The 16688-nt window shown below is 38.5% G+C and carries 11 protein-coding genes and 4 pseudogenes; 9 read left to right on the top strand and 6 right to left on the bottom strand.

The window, feature by feature from the left end; genetic code table 11:
* Positions 1-7 precede the first annotated feature (7 nt).
* The 3 genes from AC1WMD_RS15385 to AC1WMD_RS15375 all read left to right on the top strand — a co-directional run bounded on the left by AC1WMD_RS15385 (position 8) and on the right by AC1WMD_RS15375 (position 5209).
* On the top strand, positions 8-1150 hold the full coding sequence (locus AC1WMD_RS15385) for a C40 family peptidase (RefSeq protein ID WP_494257882.1): 1143 nt from the start codon (positions 8-10) through the stop codon (positions 1148-1150).
* A gap of 201 nt (positions 1151-1351) precedes the next feature.
* Positions 1352-2134 carry an SLAP domain-containing protein gene (locus AC1WMD_RS15380; RefSeq protein WP_494257881.1) on the top strand — a complete coding sequence of 261 codons (783 nt, stop codon included), beginning with the start codon at positions 1352-1354 and terminating at the stop codon, positions 2132-2134.
* Positions 2135-2587: 453 nt separating this feature from the next.
* Positions 2588-5209, top strand: coding sequence for an S-layer protein (locus tag AC1WMD_RS15375; RefSeq protein WP_494257880.1), 2622 nt, complete (start codon positions 2588-2590; stop codon positions 5207-5209).
* 141 nt (positions 5210-5350) lie between these two features.
* On the opposite strand, the gene AC1WMD_RS15370 is transcribed toward AC1WMD_RS15375, so the two are convergent.
* Positions 5351-5536, bottom strand: coding sequence for a hypothetical protein (locus tag AC1WMD_RS15370; protein ID WP_494257879.1), 186 nt, complete (start codon positions 5534-5536; stop codon positions 5351-5353).
* A 240-nt stretch (positions 5537-5776) separates the two neighbouring features.
* On the opposite strand from AC1WMD_RS15370, the gene AC1WMD_RS15365 reads away from it, so the two are divergent.
* Complete coding sequence (locus AC1WMD_RS15365; RefSeq protein ID WP_494257878.1) at positions 5777-6697, top strand: C39 family peptidase; 921 nt, start codon at positions 5777-5779, stop codon at positions 6695-6697.
* A gap of 943 nt (positions 6698-7640) precedes the next feature.
* A pseudogene (locus tag AC1WMD_RS15360) lies at positions 7641-7922 on the top strand (alpha-amylase); the annotation flags it as partial.
* A 261-nt stretch (positions 7923-8183) separates the two neighbouring features.
* On the opposite strand, the gene AC1WMD_RS15355 reads toward AC1WMD_RS15360, so the two are convergent.
* The 3 genes and pseudogenes from AC1WMD_RS15355 to AC1WMD_RS15345 form a co-directional block, all read right to left on the bottom strand.
* Positions 8184-9368, bottom strand: a complete 1185-nt coding sequence (locus tag AC1WMD_RS15355) for an efflux RND transporter periplasmic adaptor subunit (RefSeq protein WP_494257877.1) — start codon at positions 9366-9368, stop codon at positions 8184-8186.
* Between the two features lie 28 nt (positions 9369-9396).
* Positions 9397-10047, bottom strand: coding sequence for a hypothetical protein (locus AC1WMD_RS15350; protein WP_494257876.1), 651 nt, complete (start codon positions 10045-10047; stop codon positions 9397-9399).
* A gap of 259 nt (positions 10048-10306) precedes the next feature.
* Positions 10307-10390 (bottom strand): annotated as a pseudogene (locus tag AC1WMD_RS15345) (class D sortase); the annotation flags it as partial.
* A gap of 651 nt (positions 10391-11041) precedes the next feature.
* On the opposite strand from AC1WMD_RS15345, the gene AC1WMD_RS15340 reads away from it, so the two are divergent.
* From AC1WMD_RS15340 to AC1WMD_RS15325, 4 genes and pseudogenes are all read left to right on the top strand, one after another.
* Positions 11042-12163: a serine hydrolase gene (locus AC1WMD_RS15340; protein WP_494257875.1), complete on the top strand. Its 1122-nt coding sequence runs from the start codon at positions 11042-11044 to the stop codon at positions 12161-12163.
* A gap of 451 nt (positions 12164-12614) precedes the next feature.
* Positions 12615-13586: a CapA family protein gene (locus AC1WMD_RS15335; protein WP_494257945.1), complete on the top strand. Its 972-nt coding sequence runs from the start codon at positions 12615-12617 to the stop codon at positions 13584-13586.
* 362 nt (positions 13587-13948) lie between these two features.
* Positions 13949-14359: pseudogene (locus AC1WMD_RS15330) on the top strand (JAB domain-containing protein).
* Between the two features lie 250 nt (positions 14360-14609).
* Positions 14610-14807, top strand: a pseudogene (locus AC1WMD_RS15325) (transposase); the annotation flags it as partial.
* Between the two features lie 127 nt (positions 14808-14934).
* Here AC1WMD_RS15325 and AC1WMD_RS15320 read toward each other — a convergent pair.
* Together AC1WMD_RS15320 and AC1WMD_RS15315 are read right to left on the bottom strand one after the other, a co-directional pair.
* Entirely contained in the window at positions 14935-15216 is a 282-nt protein-coding gene (locus AC1WMD_RS15320; protein ID WP_494257874.1) for an LPXTG cell wall anchor domain-containing protein, read from the bottom strand.
* 131 nt (positions 15217-15347) lie between these two features.
* A complete protein-coding gene (locus tag AC1WMD_RS15315; protein ID WP_494257873.1) occupies positions 15348-16511 on the bottom strand; it encodes a hypothetical protein in 1164 nt (387 codons plus the stop codon).
* Positions 16512-16688: the final 177 nt, after the last annotated feature.

The raw sequence follows: 16688 nt of genomic DNA, 5'->3' as shown, positions 1-16688 counted from the left end.
GATCGCTGTGAGTATAAGGCCAAGACATGTTATATTAACGACCGCTTTCGCTTCGGCGCTGTTTTTGATGCCGGATGACGGGAAAGCAGCAGAATGGAAAGTTGGGATGAGCTCGCCGCAAGTGAAAGAGCTGCAGCAAAACTTAAAGTTGCTTGGCTATTTCAAATATCCGGAGATCACCGGTTATTATGGAACGATTACGCAAGATGCGGTCAAGCGATTTCAACAAAATAACGGTCTTTCCGCAACAGGGGTCGCAGATGCCCGCACTGTACAGTTGATTCAAAATGCGGTGAATAAGCAATCTGGCAAAGCTTCTCAAACAAATGCATTAAAAATAGGCTCAAGAGGGACGGAAGTCAGCAAATTACAACAAAACTTAAAACAACTTGGCTATTTTACATATTCGGAAATAACGGGATATTATGGAACGATGACAGCGGATGCTGTTCGAAAATTTCAAAAACGATATCAACTTCCAGTTACTGGTACGGCTGACAGTACGACGCTGGCGAAAATTAACGAAGTGATAGCCAACTCTAAACCGCAGCTGTCCGCACCGAAAGCGGCTATCTATTTAACGATTGGGTCGACGAATCCAGAAGTGAAAGAAGTACAAACGAAGCTAAAGCAGCTCGGTTATTTTACCTATCCGGAAATAACGGGGTATTACGGGGCGATTACGGCGGACGCGGTGAAACGATTCCAGAATAGCGTCGGCCTCAAAGCGACTGGTGTTGTCGATGCGGAAACATATGATCGATTGATGGGACAGGCGCCGCAGCGGAAGTTGGATGTCATCGAGCTTGTCGCCGATGCGTCCGAGCTTCTCGGCACACCGTACGTCTGGGGCGGCCAAACGCCGGAGGTGGGCTTTGACTGCAGCGGATTTATCGTTTATTTGTTCAAAAAACAAGGAATCTCTTTGCCTCGTACAGTAGCGACGATTTGGAATGTCGGTACGCCGGTTTCCTCTCCTGCGGTTGGCGACATTGTCTTCTTTGACATAAATCAATCCGGTCCGTCCCACGCGGGCATTTATATCGGCAATAGACAATTTATTCATAGCGGTTCTTCCACTGGCGTTACCATTAGCAGCCTCGACACTTCTTATTGGAAAACGCGCTATATGGGGGCAAAACGGTACTAAGTCATATCGATTTCCTAAAGAAAAGGGATGGTTTCCTGATTGGAAAAGCCATCCCTATTATATATGGAATCTTCCATTTTGCGGCAGTACGGATAGCGGCAAAAATGTTTGCTCTTTTTATATTATAGTAGAAAAATATTCCATTGTTGTGGAAATGGGTATAAAATAATTTAATATTAAAACTATTTTGGAGGCAAACCAATGAAAAACATGTATCGCTTCACGGCTATTCTTTTTTTCGCAGCCGTTGTTATGTTCGGATGGCGCGCGCATGATGCGCAGGCAGCGGTGCTATGGGGAAAATTAGCATTGAAGAAAGGAATGATCGGAAAAATTGCCGTCGTCCATGACACCGAGCTTTACCACGGAACGACGCCAGACAAATTAAAAGTGATTGGAAAACTAAAAAAAGGGAACGAATACCGTGTCTACAGCAAAAAAACCATCAAGGGAACCGTCTTTTACGGCGTCGGCGGGGGGAATTACGTGAAAAACACCGCCAATATCCAGTACGTTCCTTTATCTAAGGAACAATTTGTCTCGCTGGTGAAGCAGGCGATAAAAGGACAATATATCATCGTCGCCAATGGGCAATACGTCCCGTTTGTCATTGAAAAACAAAAAGGCAACCGCCTGTTTGGCTGGTATCTTTACAATGGAGAAGGATCATTGCCGATCGAAGGAGAAATGGCTGGTAACAACGTGACGTTGCGGGTATATTTTGATGATGATGTTACCCATATTTTGGATTCGATTTCTTATTTAAAGGAATATCAAGTACCTAAGGAAGAAATCGAAGAAATTGCCGAGCAGCTTGTCAATAATGACGATTATTATATGCAGTTTCAATTCTCCATTACCGACAGCCCCGATCAATTCAGCGGGCAATTCCGCCTCATGGATTTATACTTAGACGATCGTTACGATGTAGTCAGAACAGAATTAGGACAACCGTTTGCCATCCAGGTCAAAAAATTGGATTAACCCTGTGCAAACCGATAAGTGAGCGGCCGAGGCGCCCTTACTTTTTTATGGTGAAAACTGAATGGCGTAAATGGAACCAATTCTTCATTTTCTGAATCAATAAGGAAAATATACGTAACTATTGGTCTATTTAGAAATAATGCGCATATTTTATATATGGTGTAAATGAAAAAATATCAAGGAACAAATGGAAAAATATCGACGAAATTTCTTAAAAAAAATGCAAATAAGACTAGAAATTACAAAAAAAATGTATTATTATAGTAACTGTGGAGTAATTATGGATATGTGCGCAGTATATAGAAATATGCGCACTATTTTCTATTATCATCCTATTATAGGTTCCATAGGATGATAAAGTAAATTTTTTAGAACTTGTTAAGCAATGAATTTATTAATAATACATTGCTCTAAAGCAAGTGATTTTTATAATAAAGGGGGATACATTTCTCAATGGATAAGAAAAAAGCTGTGAAACTAGCAACAGCGAGTGCTCTTGCAGCAAGTGCATTTGTCGCTGCAAACCCAAACGCTTCTGAAGCGGCTACTAACGTAGCAGCTGTAGTAAGCCAAGCAAAAGCACAAATGAAAAACGCTTACTACACTTACAGCCATACAGTAACAGAAACTGGCCAATTCCCAGACATCAACAAAGTGTACGCTGAGTACAACAAAGCGAAAAAAGCATATAATGATGCAGTAGCATTGGTCAAAAAATCTGGCGGCGCAAACAAAGACGCTTATTTAGCGGATTTGGACGCTACATACAAAGAGTATATTGCAAAACGCGTTGTCACTTACATTGACGCTTACAACTATGCTGTGAAATTAGATGGTTTGCGTCAACAATTAGCAGATGCTATTAAAGCGAAAGATCTTGCGAAAGCAGAAGAGCTTTACCACAAAATTTCTTATGAGTTAAAATCTCGTACAGTAATCTTAGACCGTGTATATGGTCAATCCACTCGCGAGCTTCTTCGCACTAAATTTAAAGTAGAAGCACAAAAACTTCGCGACAGCTTAATCTATGACGTTACAGTTTCTATGAAATTAAAAGCAGCTGAAGACGCAATTAACAAAGACGACTTAGCTACAGCTGAAAAAGCTTTAGCAGACGCACAAAAATACTTGCCACAAGTAACTGACACATTCAAAGCAGAATTAACTGCTAAAGAAGCAACTGTAAAAGCTGCTTATGAAGCGAAGTTAGCTCCTAAAGTTGTGAGTGTAAGTGCGATTAACGGTACAAAATTAGAAGTTAAATTCAATAAAGCTATTGATAAGAATACTATTTCAATTGGTGACTTCACAGTAACACCATTAGATGGCCAAGCTGCATTAGTTGGATTAGTTGGTACTTTAAGTGCTGATGGAAAAACTTACACGATTGAAACTGCTGGTGGACAATTCTTCAATAAACGTTATGATGTAGCTTTAGGTAATAATGTTGTTAAAACTCAAGATGGTAAAGATGTTCCACAGTACAAAACTACTATTGATGTAAAAGATACAGTTGCACCAACAATCAAAGAAGTAACTTATGAACAAGCTGGTGCTGGTAAGGTAGATGTTACTGTTAAATTTGATGAACAATTATCATCTGTCGGTACTGTAAGTGTAGATGGAGCTAAAGTTACTCCAACTTTCACACAATATACTAAAGAAATGAAATTAACTGGTCTTGATGCTGGTAAAACTTATAAAATTGATGTAGTGGGTGCTACTGACGTTGCGGGTAATGTTGCAAATCCACTTTCTACAAGTGTTGTTACATCAACAGACTCATCTTTACCTACAGTAGCTGTTTCTGTAACTAACGCTACTATTAAGTTAGATTTCTCTGAAAAAGTAGCTGATACTGGAGCTAATGCATTTGTTGTTAAAGTTAATGGAGGAAGTGCTCTTACTGCTGTAAGAGATGCAAATGATCCAACTGTTTATACTGTTGACGCAAGCTCTGAATTAGCAGGTAGCACATTCTTAAATAATGCTAAAATCACTGTAACTAACATCTATGACTTAGCTGGCAACAAAGGTCAAGATGTAGAGGTAACTGCAAACCTTGTTAAAGATACAACAGCTCCTAAGTTCGTATCAGCTTCAGCAGAAGGTGCTAAGTTAGTACTGAAATATGACGAAGCAATCAAACCTTCTACTGCTGCAAACATCACTGAAGCTGATCTAGGAATCAAATTAGTTGATAAAGATGGAGTTCTGCATACTTTAACTCCTTCTACTGATTTCACAGCAACAACTGTACATGGTTATGACTTAAATGGTAATGGTGGAATTGATGCTGGTACTGAAGAAGAAAAATACGTAGTAGTGACATTAGCAGAAGCTGGTGGTAAAGACTTCATCGATGCTAGCGGTAAACTAGTACAAGGTACTTATACTGTAACAGTTGCTAAAGATCAACTTGAAGATGCTGCAGGTAACAAGGTTGCTGCCTCTACATTCAATGTAGTAGTTGGTGCAGGTACTGGTACTCCAGCTAAAACAGTTACTTACTCTGCTTCAAACGCTGGATTACCTAATAATCAGTTTAAAGTTACTTACAGTGAAGATATGAGCAACAGTGTATTAGATGCTTCTAAATATACTTTAGGTGGAGTTGCTCTTCCAACTGGTACTACTTTAACTTTTGTTGATAACAAACAAAATGTTTTAGTTACTTTACCAGAAGGATATATTACTGTTGAAGGACCTCGCGTTTTAACAGTTTCTGGCGTTACTGCTGCTGACGGTGATCTTCTAGACACTGATAACCAAGCTCGAGTAACTTTAACTCTTAAAGAAAATGTTGCTCCTGTTGCAAGCAAAGTTACTGTAGTAAGCGATTCTAAAGCTGTTGTTGACTTCTCTGAGTCTGTTGCAGGTGCTACTACTGGTATTAAAGTAAAAGTTAATGGTGTAGAAGTTACTCCGACTTTAAATGTTGTAAATGGTGATTTAGAAGTTGTCTTTGCTGCTGGAACATTAAAAGCGACAGATAAAGTAACAGTTGAATTCTCTGACGCTGTTCTAGCTGACGCTGCTGGAAACAAAGTAAAAAATGGTTCTATTAGCAACTAATCCTTTTAGAGATAGGGACTGATATCTGTCACCACTCGCAGCTCATTAAAATATGTCGAAAGGCTCTGTAGAGAGAAATCTCTGCGGGGCTTTTCTTTTTCCTGCTTTTTTAAAGAGAAAAAAGGCAAAGCGACAATGGTTTTACCCTGAAATGGATGCTAAAACCTTAATCAGAACTTCTTCTCTTTTCCATTTTATTTCGTTTCCAAAGATACGGACCAATGAGTGGTAAGCATGTTTAGCTTGTTCGCTTTTCACTGCTTTTTCCAAGTATTGCATTATCTTTTCGCCGCTATCTTCGTTTTCTTGTATTGATAATAGATCCATCTCCTTCTGGTATCGAAGCAAGACACGATAGATGAACTTGATCCTTTCTCCTTCTTTTCTGCATCGATTCATGTATATCCTTTGACTTATGAATATCCGCAAGCAGTTTCTCAAATTCTTTCGATTCCTCATCGTTTAAATAAGTATAAAACCTTTCTATGTTGTACGGATACATTTACACAATGTTGCATCGAATATATTTTAAGAGAAAGATAGATTGATAGAGAAAGGTCTGATTTCATGCGTTTAAGGACAATCATTTTTTTAGCGGCTTCATTGATTGTTTCGTTGCTGAATACGGAACAAGCGAGTGCAAAAACGATATTAAATGCCCCACATATTCAACAAATGCCGGAATTGCCGCGCGGCTGCGAAGTAACGTCTTTAGCGATGCTTCTCCAGCATTCGGGTATTCAAGTTGATAAAATGACGTTGGCGAAGCAGGTAAAAAAAGTTCCGTTTAAGACAAACGGATTGTACGGCAACCCTTTCGATGGATTTGTCGGGGACATGTATACGTTTAGTAAAAGCGGTTATGGCGTTTATCATCCGCCGATTTATGATTTAGCGAAAAGGTATATTCCAGATCGTGCCGTTAATTTATCAGGGAAAGACGCGAAGATGCTTTATCAATTTATTGATCGTGGCTCTCCTGTTTGGGTTATTGCAAATACGAAATTTCAAAAACTGCCGTCATCCGAGTTCCACATTTGGAATACAAAGAGAGGAAAAATTGCCATTACATATAGAGAACATTCTGTTCTTATTACGGGCTATGACGAGCGTTATATTTATGTAAATGATCCTCTTTACTATCGGAAAAATCGAGCGGTAAGCCGGAAAAATTTTGAGGCAGCATGGGTGCAAATGGGGAAGCAAGCAATTAGTTACTTACCAAAGCCAAAATGGCAAATAGAATTGAAAGAAGGACAAATCGGGAAGCTTACGATATTAAAGCCTATTAATCTATGGAAGCGGAATGAAGCAGGTCAGCTAGAGTTTGTTAGAGTGCTTCATCCTTATGAAATGTATCGCGTATATGGCTACAGTCAAGCGTATAGAGGACAATATGCTTTAGGAAGCGGTCTTTATGTAACAAATATCCCAGGATACATTAAATATGAGACACCACCGAAAGAACTGTTAAATAAAACGTTGTAGAAAAGCCTGTGTCCTGAAAAAGTTGCTTTAGCAGATAACAAATAGGCTACAACGGTGACGGTTGGCTGTTCGGGGAAGATGGAAATATAAAGATAGAAGAAAAGGAGCTTAATCCCAAAAATAAAATTTCTACTTTTGGGACAGCTCCATTTTTATTTATTGAACAATCTTAATACGCCCTCCTACTTTCAGTTCGATTGCCTCCATTTTTATAAATAATTCAGTCATGCGTCTTTCATCTTTCGATTGTAAGCCGTTTGACAGCATGCCTGTGGTCCATTCCTAAAAAACAGACACTTTGATAGTGAAAAGCCATAGTTAAGGAAGGAATATTATATAATGGAACGAAGTTTTATTTATAGGGGGGAGAAAAATGGGAAGGTCGAAGCTTTTTTATTTTGTGTTATTGTTGGCTGCTGTTAGTACATTCGCCATGATGCCGTTTGCTGAAACAGCTTCTGGCAGTGTTCACGATAGTTACATGCCTGATCCTACAAAAATTTTTAAATATCGTTTTTACGAAGGATCGAGTAGGCAAGAGTTTAGTCATGTTCAGGATGGCATGTACATTTGGAACGGGGTATATTCGTATGACACTGATCAGCCATTCACAAAATTTTACAAAGAAAGCAAAGCCGGGCTTATAGAAGGCAATCTTACTTATGGCTACTCGTCCATGTATCTGGCATATCCGCTAAAGGTAGGAACAACTTGGTCCTATAAGAATCAACAAGGGAAGAACATCATTTGTAAAATTACGTCTGTAACGAAAACAATAAAAACAAAAGCCGGGACATTTAAAAATGTCGTAGAAGTGCGGGAAAGTGATGGTACGTATCGTTACTATGCAAAAAATGTTGGTTTAATTAAGAAGTATCAGCCTCACTTGCCACCACATATAGATGAGAAAGTTACCGAATTAGTTTCTATTCAGCCTAAGATTAAGGTGATGTGGGGAAAAGCAGAATTAAAGAAAGGACAGATCGGAAGAATAACAGTTCAAAAGCCGATAAATTTATGGAAGCGGGACAAAGATTATCGGTTACAGTTTGTCAGAATCTTAAAGCCAGGCGAGCAATACCGCGTTTATAGATATGATAACCGATATGGCGGGCAATACGGTGTAGGGGAAGGATATTACGTGACTAATATTCCTTCTCATATAAAATATGAAACTCCATCTAAGCAACTGCTGGAAAAAGTAAGGACGTTATATTCTAATTAGACTTTTACACTCTCCTCTGACAAAGCTCTTTTTATCGTTTCGAGTTTCAGTTCTTATAGGTTCTTCTTTTCGCAGAAATCCTTTTTATTCTCTGTACAAGCATTTTTTTCGATTAACACATGTCTGCTTTCAAAAGCTCGATCCGCAGTTATCATTAAAAATTTGTCGGACAAATGATTTATGAGAAGCCCTGTGAAGAAAAAAACTGGTCTTTCCTGTATGTATTTAGGAAAAGACCAGTTTTTCTTTAGGAAACTCTTATTAATAGAAGGAACGGAAAAATCCATCGAGGAACTGCTTGGCAATGTCCCATTTGGATAATTGCTTTATCGTTTCTTTTCTTGGCTTTTCCACTTCAAGCGGGACGATGACGTCCATTCCATTTTTCATCTGTTTCGTTGGATGGGACACAATATATTCGTTTTGGCGAAGGCCTTGCTCGATTTCTTGTTTCTTTCCATGGGTGATTCCTAGTGTTACGTTTCGTTTTTCGAGTTTGCCATGATGAATGACATAGACAAACGATTTCGTTTTTTCATGCCACACCGCTTCGGTAGGAACGGTAATTGCCCCATTCTTTTCTTTTGTCACTACCGTGATGTTTACGTGATACCCGAAAGGAAGCTGTTTCGGTTGTTCGTTCAGTCGCACGGTAAACGGATATTCGCTTTTTTCTTGAAAACCTGTTTCTTTGATTGGAAATTTGCCGATATCGGCAATCGAGCCAGCGAATGACTCATTTTCGTTCGGAACGTGGACAGTCGCTGTCTGTCCGACGGCGAGTTTTCCGATTGTTTCTTCTTTCGCTTTTCCTTGAACGATAGCGGAAGGGGAAGCGATGGTGATCAGCGGTTTTGACTGGTTATAGCTGATTTCTTCCACCACGCCAGCCGTGTTGCTTTCCACGATCAGTTCGTCTTTTTTCTCCGTTAGTTCATTTTGTTGTTCCTCATATTCCTTCATTTGCCATTCGAGCAGCGTTTTTTCCCGCTCCGCTTCTCTCGCTTTTTCTTCCCATTGTATCTTCTCTATACTATCTTCTTTAGCAGAAGAGGACATGGTTGTATAATAATCGATATCCTTCGAAAGCTGTTCGATCTGCGCGTTTAATTGTTCTTTTTTTCGTGCGATTCGCTGAATCTCCCGGTCGACTTCTTCATCAACGTATCGTATCAGTGGTGTACCGACTTGCACTTCTTGCCCCTTTGTGACAAGAATTTCATCGATGGCGCCGAGCTGCGGGTTATAGTAAATGAATTTTCGCTCTGTTGGCACGGTCATGCCGGCAGCGTGAACGGTTTCTTTCATATTTGTTTTTTCTGGTTTTGTCCGTTCGTTTACATAGACCGATTTTGGAATTTTACTATGATTATTAAACAAGATGTAAAAGTTGGCGCATAGACATAGCGCTATGACGATGAATATATATCGTTTCCACCGTTTCATCGGCATTCCTACCTTTCATTACGATCCGCTACATGGAAAGTTTGTATATGTTACTGATAATAACGCCAAAAAAGAGGTAGACGGCAATGACAATCATCGCGACACGTTGAACCGATTTTTCCGTCAAGGAGCGAAGAGCAATGATTTGTATCGAGATAGCCCAGATGGAAAAGAGTGAAACAGTTCGCAATAGCGCCCATATAAAGGCATGTTTCGTTATGTAAGGCCCCCACACACCAAGGGAAAATGGGGAGAAGAGATCCTTTACGCCGAAAAATAGTTGTAATGGAAAGAGAAGCATATCTTCGAGTAAGAAAATGAGCAAAATCGGCAGTTGAATCGTTAATAGTTTCACAAAATCCATATCAAAAAGTAAATAATAGATGATAGAGGATATGAACAAAAATAATAACGGAACGCACAGACCGCCCAACGCATGGCCGAACGCGAATAAAAGCTGCAAGAAAGCAAATTGTTCGCCTGTGTATCGGTTGAGATGTTTTATCAGTTCTTCCGTGCCAATGCCAAAATAAGCCCGCAGCAACGAAAGAACAACATTGAAAAACAATAGAAGAAGGACGACGGTTGTCACATTTTTTACCCGTTCTGCTTCTCTAAGCTGGGCAAATGTGACTTTTGGATGAAAAATTTCTTTGAGCGGATTGCTTTTATACACCATAAATAAATCCCCCATATTTATCCATAATAGGCATAAGCATATTGTAATACAAAGATACAGAATTTGTCATCATGCGAGGATTTCTTTTTATGTTTAGGAGGAAACGTTACAAAAATCGCCCCCCTACAGAAACTTCTGTAGGGGGGCATGTAAGAGGATTTGTGAGTTAAATTCATAGAGAGTGAGGGATAAGCAGGCATCAATCCCTTTCCTCCACTAAGTGAGCAACAAGAACATACTGCTTCGGTGCCGCGCCGATTTAGTGAAATGGATAGCACGTGGATACGGTTAATGTGGCTTTTGGCTTTGGTACGATGACGGTTCTGTCATTGGCGTCTACAATCAGACTGCGTGCCTGTCACCACCAGTAAATCCTTTATCAAAATTGTTTTCCTACGTTTTGGACAATTCCTCCATGTAATTCGTTTTATTATAGCGCCTCTATCGGTGTGTCTACTTTTTAGACTAACATCAAACTGTGTGAAAAATTATACAATATTATAAAAAACACAAAACTTTGGATTGGAACGGATCTGCCCCTCTTCGAAACATTTTTACATCGCTTAGACAGGATTTTTCCACGAATTATCGAAAATTCATTTATATGGAGGAAAGAAGGTAGAAGCCCATAAAGGAGGTTGCAGTAACATATGTGCGTTTTCCAAAGGAGTTTCGGGGCTTTATAGGTATGCTCATGACTAGTGTTGTGTAGACCTAAGCAAACGTTTTGAAGCAGAGTTTGTGCAACAACGTAAGAGGGAGAAGTACAAAAATTGGAAGAATGCTTATGGTATCAAGTTGTCGACCATTGTGGGGAAGAATCTGCGGTATCGTAAATCGGTTTTCAATTCTTAAAATCTCCGCTGGTGGCTGAATGAATGGATACTTTTTAATGTAATGCACGATTTGGTAGATTAAAAATAATGAGTAGCGTTTGTTGAAAAGACATTTTTACAATGGGTGCACTTTGTCATAAGGACGTGGGGGGATTTATTTGGTAAGGCGGCTTAAGCACATCACCTACGCTCTAATAGCTACATTTGTTTTTTTTACCATATTACCAGCTGCAAATAAAGTGGAGGCGAAAGTATTTTGGGGGAAAATTGAACTAAAGTCAGGAATGATCGGAAAAATTACTATTTTACAAGATACGAACCTCTACCGTATTAAAGACAATAAGCTTTATATAGTGCGTAAAGTGAAGAAAGGGCAAGAATTTGGAGTCTATTCTGATAGATACCAGCAAGGGGTTGGCAGGTTATACGGCCTCGGCGTGGGAATTTATGTGCCGCAATCCAGTGCTATCAAATATGAAAAGGTTCCCCAAACGATGATTGAACAATTAAAGCGTGAACAACGGAAGATTAGCATTTCGCCTGAACAATATATTAAACACACAGGTTATAATATTTCTTATTGTTATGAAAATTTAATAACAGGGGATAAATTTGCCTATGGAGGAACAAAAGTTTATCGTGCAGCTAGCACCATTAAGTTGCCGTTGGCTTTATATGTTTATAAGCTTGCCGCTGAACATAAGATTAATTTAGAGGAAAAACTAACGTATAAACGGTACCATTATTATGGCGGCAGCGGAGTTATCCAAAAAGCAAGAGTAGGTACAAAATACACAATTCGCGACTTAGTAAAGTATGCAATAGTCCATAGTGATAATATCGCATTTATTATGTTAAAAGAAAAGGTAGGACAAAACAATTTCGTGCGTTTTATGAGAAGTTTAGGCGGGAAAGTGACATATCCAAACGGGAAAAATATGACCACTGCTGAAGATCTAGTTACATATGCAAAGGCTGTTTATCAATTTGAAAAACAATCTCCTCAGTTAGGTAAGGAGCTTGTTTATTATCTAAAGCATACGGATTACCAAACAACTATTCCTGCAGGAGTCCCTAATTTGGAAGTAGCCCATAAAGTAGGTTATATTCCGATGGAGCTTATTTACAATGATGTCGGTATTGTTTATGATGTTCAACCTTACGTATTGGCTATTATGACCACGGGAATTCCATATAGTAAGGAAGAAAAAGTAATAGCGGAACTTACAAAAATTATTCATCAAAATCATGTATCGCGTTATCAATCGAACGTGAAATAAGCCGGTTAGTGAAAATTGGATAAATAAGGAAATTGTTTTAAGCGGATATGAATGTATTTAAAAAACAACACATCTATGGTTTGTAGAATACAACTTTTAAAATGGGGGAGATTAAATGTTTAGTAAGATAAAGCTAATCATTTGTATCATTGCGCTCACACTAAGTTTTACTCTTTTATTCTCAACGGCGAATGAAGCAGAAGCGAAGGTACTTTGGGGGAAAATCGAACTAAAGCCAGGAATGATCGGAAAAATTACTATTTTACAAGATACGAACCTCTACCATATTAAAGACAATAAGTTTTATATAGTGCGTAAAGCGAAGAAAGGGCAAGAATTTAGAGTCTATTCTGATAGATACCGGCAAGGGGTTGGCAGATTATATGGCCTCGGCATGGGGATTTATGTGCCACAATCCAGTGCTATCAAATATGAAACGGTTCCCCAAACGATGATTGAACAATTAAAGCGTGAACAGCAGACGATAAGTATTACATTAAGTGCCGCAGGAGATGTAACGCTTGGACGTGATGAAAATTATGGATATGTAAATTCTTTTGATGATGTAGCAAAAAGAAATGGTATTCGCTTTTTTTCAAAAAATATAGAACCGATTTTTAAAAACGACGATTTTACCACTGTTAACTTAGAAACAACCTTAACAACCTCTACGCGAAAGGCGGAGAAAAAATTTCGGTTTCGTGGTCATCCATCGTACACAAAAATTTTAACATTAGCAGGGATTGAGGCAGTCAATTTGGCGAATAACCATACGTATGACTATTTGCAAAAAGGATATGAAGACACGATCGCAAACTTAAAAAGGGAAGGCATCGGTTATTTTGATGACAAACATCAGCTGTTGACAATAGTAAAAGGGGTCAAAATCGGTGCAGTTGGTTACAAAGGATGGGTTGATAATAGTCAGGTTCGCAAGCAAATTCTCAATGATATCCGCTCACTGCGGAAAAAAGGTGCAAATATTGTCCTTGTTCATTTCCATTGGGGCGAGGAAGGAAGTTATATTCCTAATAAAACACAAAAATCATTAGGACATTTCGCGATCGATAGCGGAGCGGATTTAGTTGTTGGACACCATCCGCACGTTATCCAAGGAATCGAAGAATATAAAGGCAAATTCATTGTTTATAGTTTAGGGAATTTTATGTTTGGAGGCAATAAAAATCCGACCGATAAAGATACTTTCATCTTTCAGCAAACTTTTTATGTTCAAAATGGCCAACTAACGGCTCGAAAAGAGATTCATATTATTCCATGCCGCATTTCATCTGTCACAACAAGAAATAACTATCAGCCAACTCCGCTAGAAGGAAGAGAAGCAAAAAGGGTGAAAACGAAAATATTCGATTTGTCTGCAAAAATAAAAAAACCGACGTGGAGCGTATACGAAATAAACGATTAAAAAATACAGACAGATATAAAGTTGCAATAAAGAATTCCTAGTTTTTATCTTAATATAAACTGAGATATAGTGCGTTAAATGATCAGCTGAATGTAAAACAACATTTGAATCATTACCTGTCACGCCCCGAAGTTTATCGAAGATTGCTAGAGACAGAGAGTCATTGATTGGTTCTCTGTCTTTTTTCGAAATGCGTGTTGAACGGAATTTTCTTTGAATCAATCGCTAAAGCCTTTGTTCTCCTTTAGGGGAATGGGGGCTATTTTGTTTTAGGAGGGAAAACGATGAGCAAGTATCAAACTATCAACCACCAACAGCTAGAAAGAGAGGTGCCTGCCAAGTAGCCGGCGAAGCGCGCCAACATTGTCAGCCTAAAGCTCGTTCGGGAATCTAGCGTTCCTTTACAAGGAGCGTCAAATCAAGTCCCCAGAAGATGCGTACAAGCTGCTGAAGCCGTTCCTTGTGGAAGCAGACCGTGAGAAGCTTGTCGTCGCTTGTCTTGACACGAAAAACTAGCCGACTGCCATCAACATTTGCCGCGTAGGCAGTCTCAATTCAAGCATCGTGCATCCAAGAGAGGTGTTCTATCGAACTCCGCTTCGATCGTGGTAGCGCACAACCATCCATCGTCTAACCCGACTCATTCAAGGGAAGACATCGAAGTGACAAAAAGGCTAGTCGAAGCAGGAAGAATCGCTGGCATTGAATTGTTGGACCATCTTATCGTTTGTGAAAAAAAGTTCGTTTCGTTAAAAGAAAAAGGCTACATTTGAAAGGAGATGAGAACATGGAAGAGTTCGTAGAGTGGTTTGTACACATGATGAGAAGCAAGTTCGGTGTAGAAGTGCAGCCTGGAAAGATAGGTTCCGAGTCTACGGAATTGTATCACGATGAGTCTGAGCATTTCCTTCTAAGAAGAATAAATGGGACTGCGTGCCTGTGCACTGCCATCCGAAAAGTAGACGGTATAAATTCATTGACAAACCATTAAAAATACATTAAAGAAAATATTGGTAATTAATAGAGGAAGGAGCCACGAAGTACCGGAAGCGGCAAACCGAAGCAGAGCCGTTGTTTGGGCAAATCAAGCATAATCAGCAATTTCATCGGTTTTCATTGAGAGGCCTCCCAAAAATCACCTTGGAATGGGGTCTAGTTTGTGCTGCCCACAATTTGAAAAAGTGGGTGGCAACCACCGATCCGACAAGGAAAAAACAGTGAGAAAAAGAAAGAGGCAGAAGCGATTTTTCTCGAAAAATATCCAATAATAACCAAAAAAGAGAAAAAAGAAAGAAGAGGCTGGCTTCAAAAAGTCGATTCAGCGACCTTTTGAGTCAGCCTCTTATAGTTATTTAGTAACAATATCATGTTTTTTCCTTTTCTTGAGTGCCAAAAATAAAATTCCAGTAAGAATGATCAACCCACCTGCAATTGACAAGATAATATTCGTGATATTTGGTACAACAACTTCCATATAAGTTTTATTTTTGTCTCCAGGGATTAATTGCCATTCAAGTGTTTGGCTATCGTTTTTTACATTTGAAGCATTGTGACTTTCTGCTTTAACTGGAAGATCGAGTAATAATTTTAAATCCATTTGATTTAGTACAGCATTATTAATATTTGACATTTCTTCATTATGAAGATCCTCGGAAATTCCTTGATTTACCGCCTCTAGGCGTATGGGTAAAAGGTTATTATCATAACAGAGCAAAATAAATCATTGAAGTAGAAAAAATAGGGGAATTCAACCCCTACTTTTTATTTTTTTGGAGTAATTTTCATTTGGTATAAATTCGATTCAAAATATTTGAAGAAAAGGTATGGTGGTTTCCAATAGAAAATGCTGACGTAAGGATGGATGACGTCTTTTTGATGGGTTTTTACGTTATATAAATACAATGATTTAGATATATTATCCGAAACCAACAAATGCTCGTCATCCAACCAATCTACATCAATTGTTTGTTTGAAATCTTTGATCGGACCAGAAGAAGTGTATAACATGGTATTTTCGCCATCTTTATCATCCAAGATGACCCATTCTCCTTTCGAATTGAGCCGTAATGAAGTCGGGTTTTTGATCTCTTCAGAAACGGAAGCGTGTGTTAGTGTGTTTACCCCAATTTGCAATAAATCAATGCTTTTTTTCTGCGGCATATATACATAAAAACCTTTGTTATGAATAGTGCTTGCGAAACTAGTGTGAGGCAAAGACCATTCCCGATAGTTAACAGGGAATTTGTTTTCAAATTGAGGCAATACTTTTGTTTCTGTGATAGTTCCTCGATTATCATATTCTGTTTCATATGAATGATAACTATACAACAAGATTCCGTCGGTGTATAACATTTGCTCAATCGGTCCTTCAAAGGATTTTCCAATGACGTCTCGATGCAATTTGTTTTGGATATCATACCAAAGGATATAATCGGAGCCGTATTGTTCTTTGATAAAAAATACAAATTGGTCATCTGGAGAAATCATTGCTTTTTTGATATTATTCGCAATAAGTTCTTTTTTATCTTGTTTATAATCATATAAAAATAGTTCGTTGTTGTTGGCTTGAATTAATAAATGTTGATTTGTGGCGCCTAAAAGCATTGGATATTCTTCAGTAAATGAAATTTCTTTTGGTTTTTCAATGACAAATCCTTGAATCGTGGTTTTTGTTTTATTGTTTGATTCAAAAGGGTTTTTGGTTGTGTCTTTGTGGTCAAAATCAGTTGGAATTTTGTTTTCTTTTTTCTTCGTATTGTGATGTTGTTTATCTGGATCGGTAGTTTTGGTTTCAGAAGAAGGGGTGTTTTTGAAAGAAATATCATTTGAATGAGAAGTCAATTGAAAAATAAGCAATGCAATAAAAATAACAGCAACAACACTTAAACCAATCAAAATCCATTTTAATTTTTTGGAATGATTCATAATAACACCTCCAATTTTTTATAAACAAAATTCATTTCGATGTTATAATTGGTACCGTCAAGAATTTTGTGTAATGTAATGGGGTAGGGTTTCTCTGAAATGGATTTGGAATGAATAGGGAACTAGTTTCCTCCAAACAGGAGACTGAATATTCAGTCTCCTGTTTGGAAAGGGAGA

The sequence above is a fragment of the Parageobacillus sp. NEAU-HV-2 genome (genome assembly GCF_059115485.1).
The sequence above is the reverse complement of the archived record's forward strand: the minus strand, read 5'-3'. Positions and strand labels throughout refer to the sequence as shown.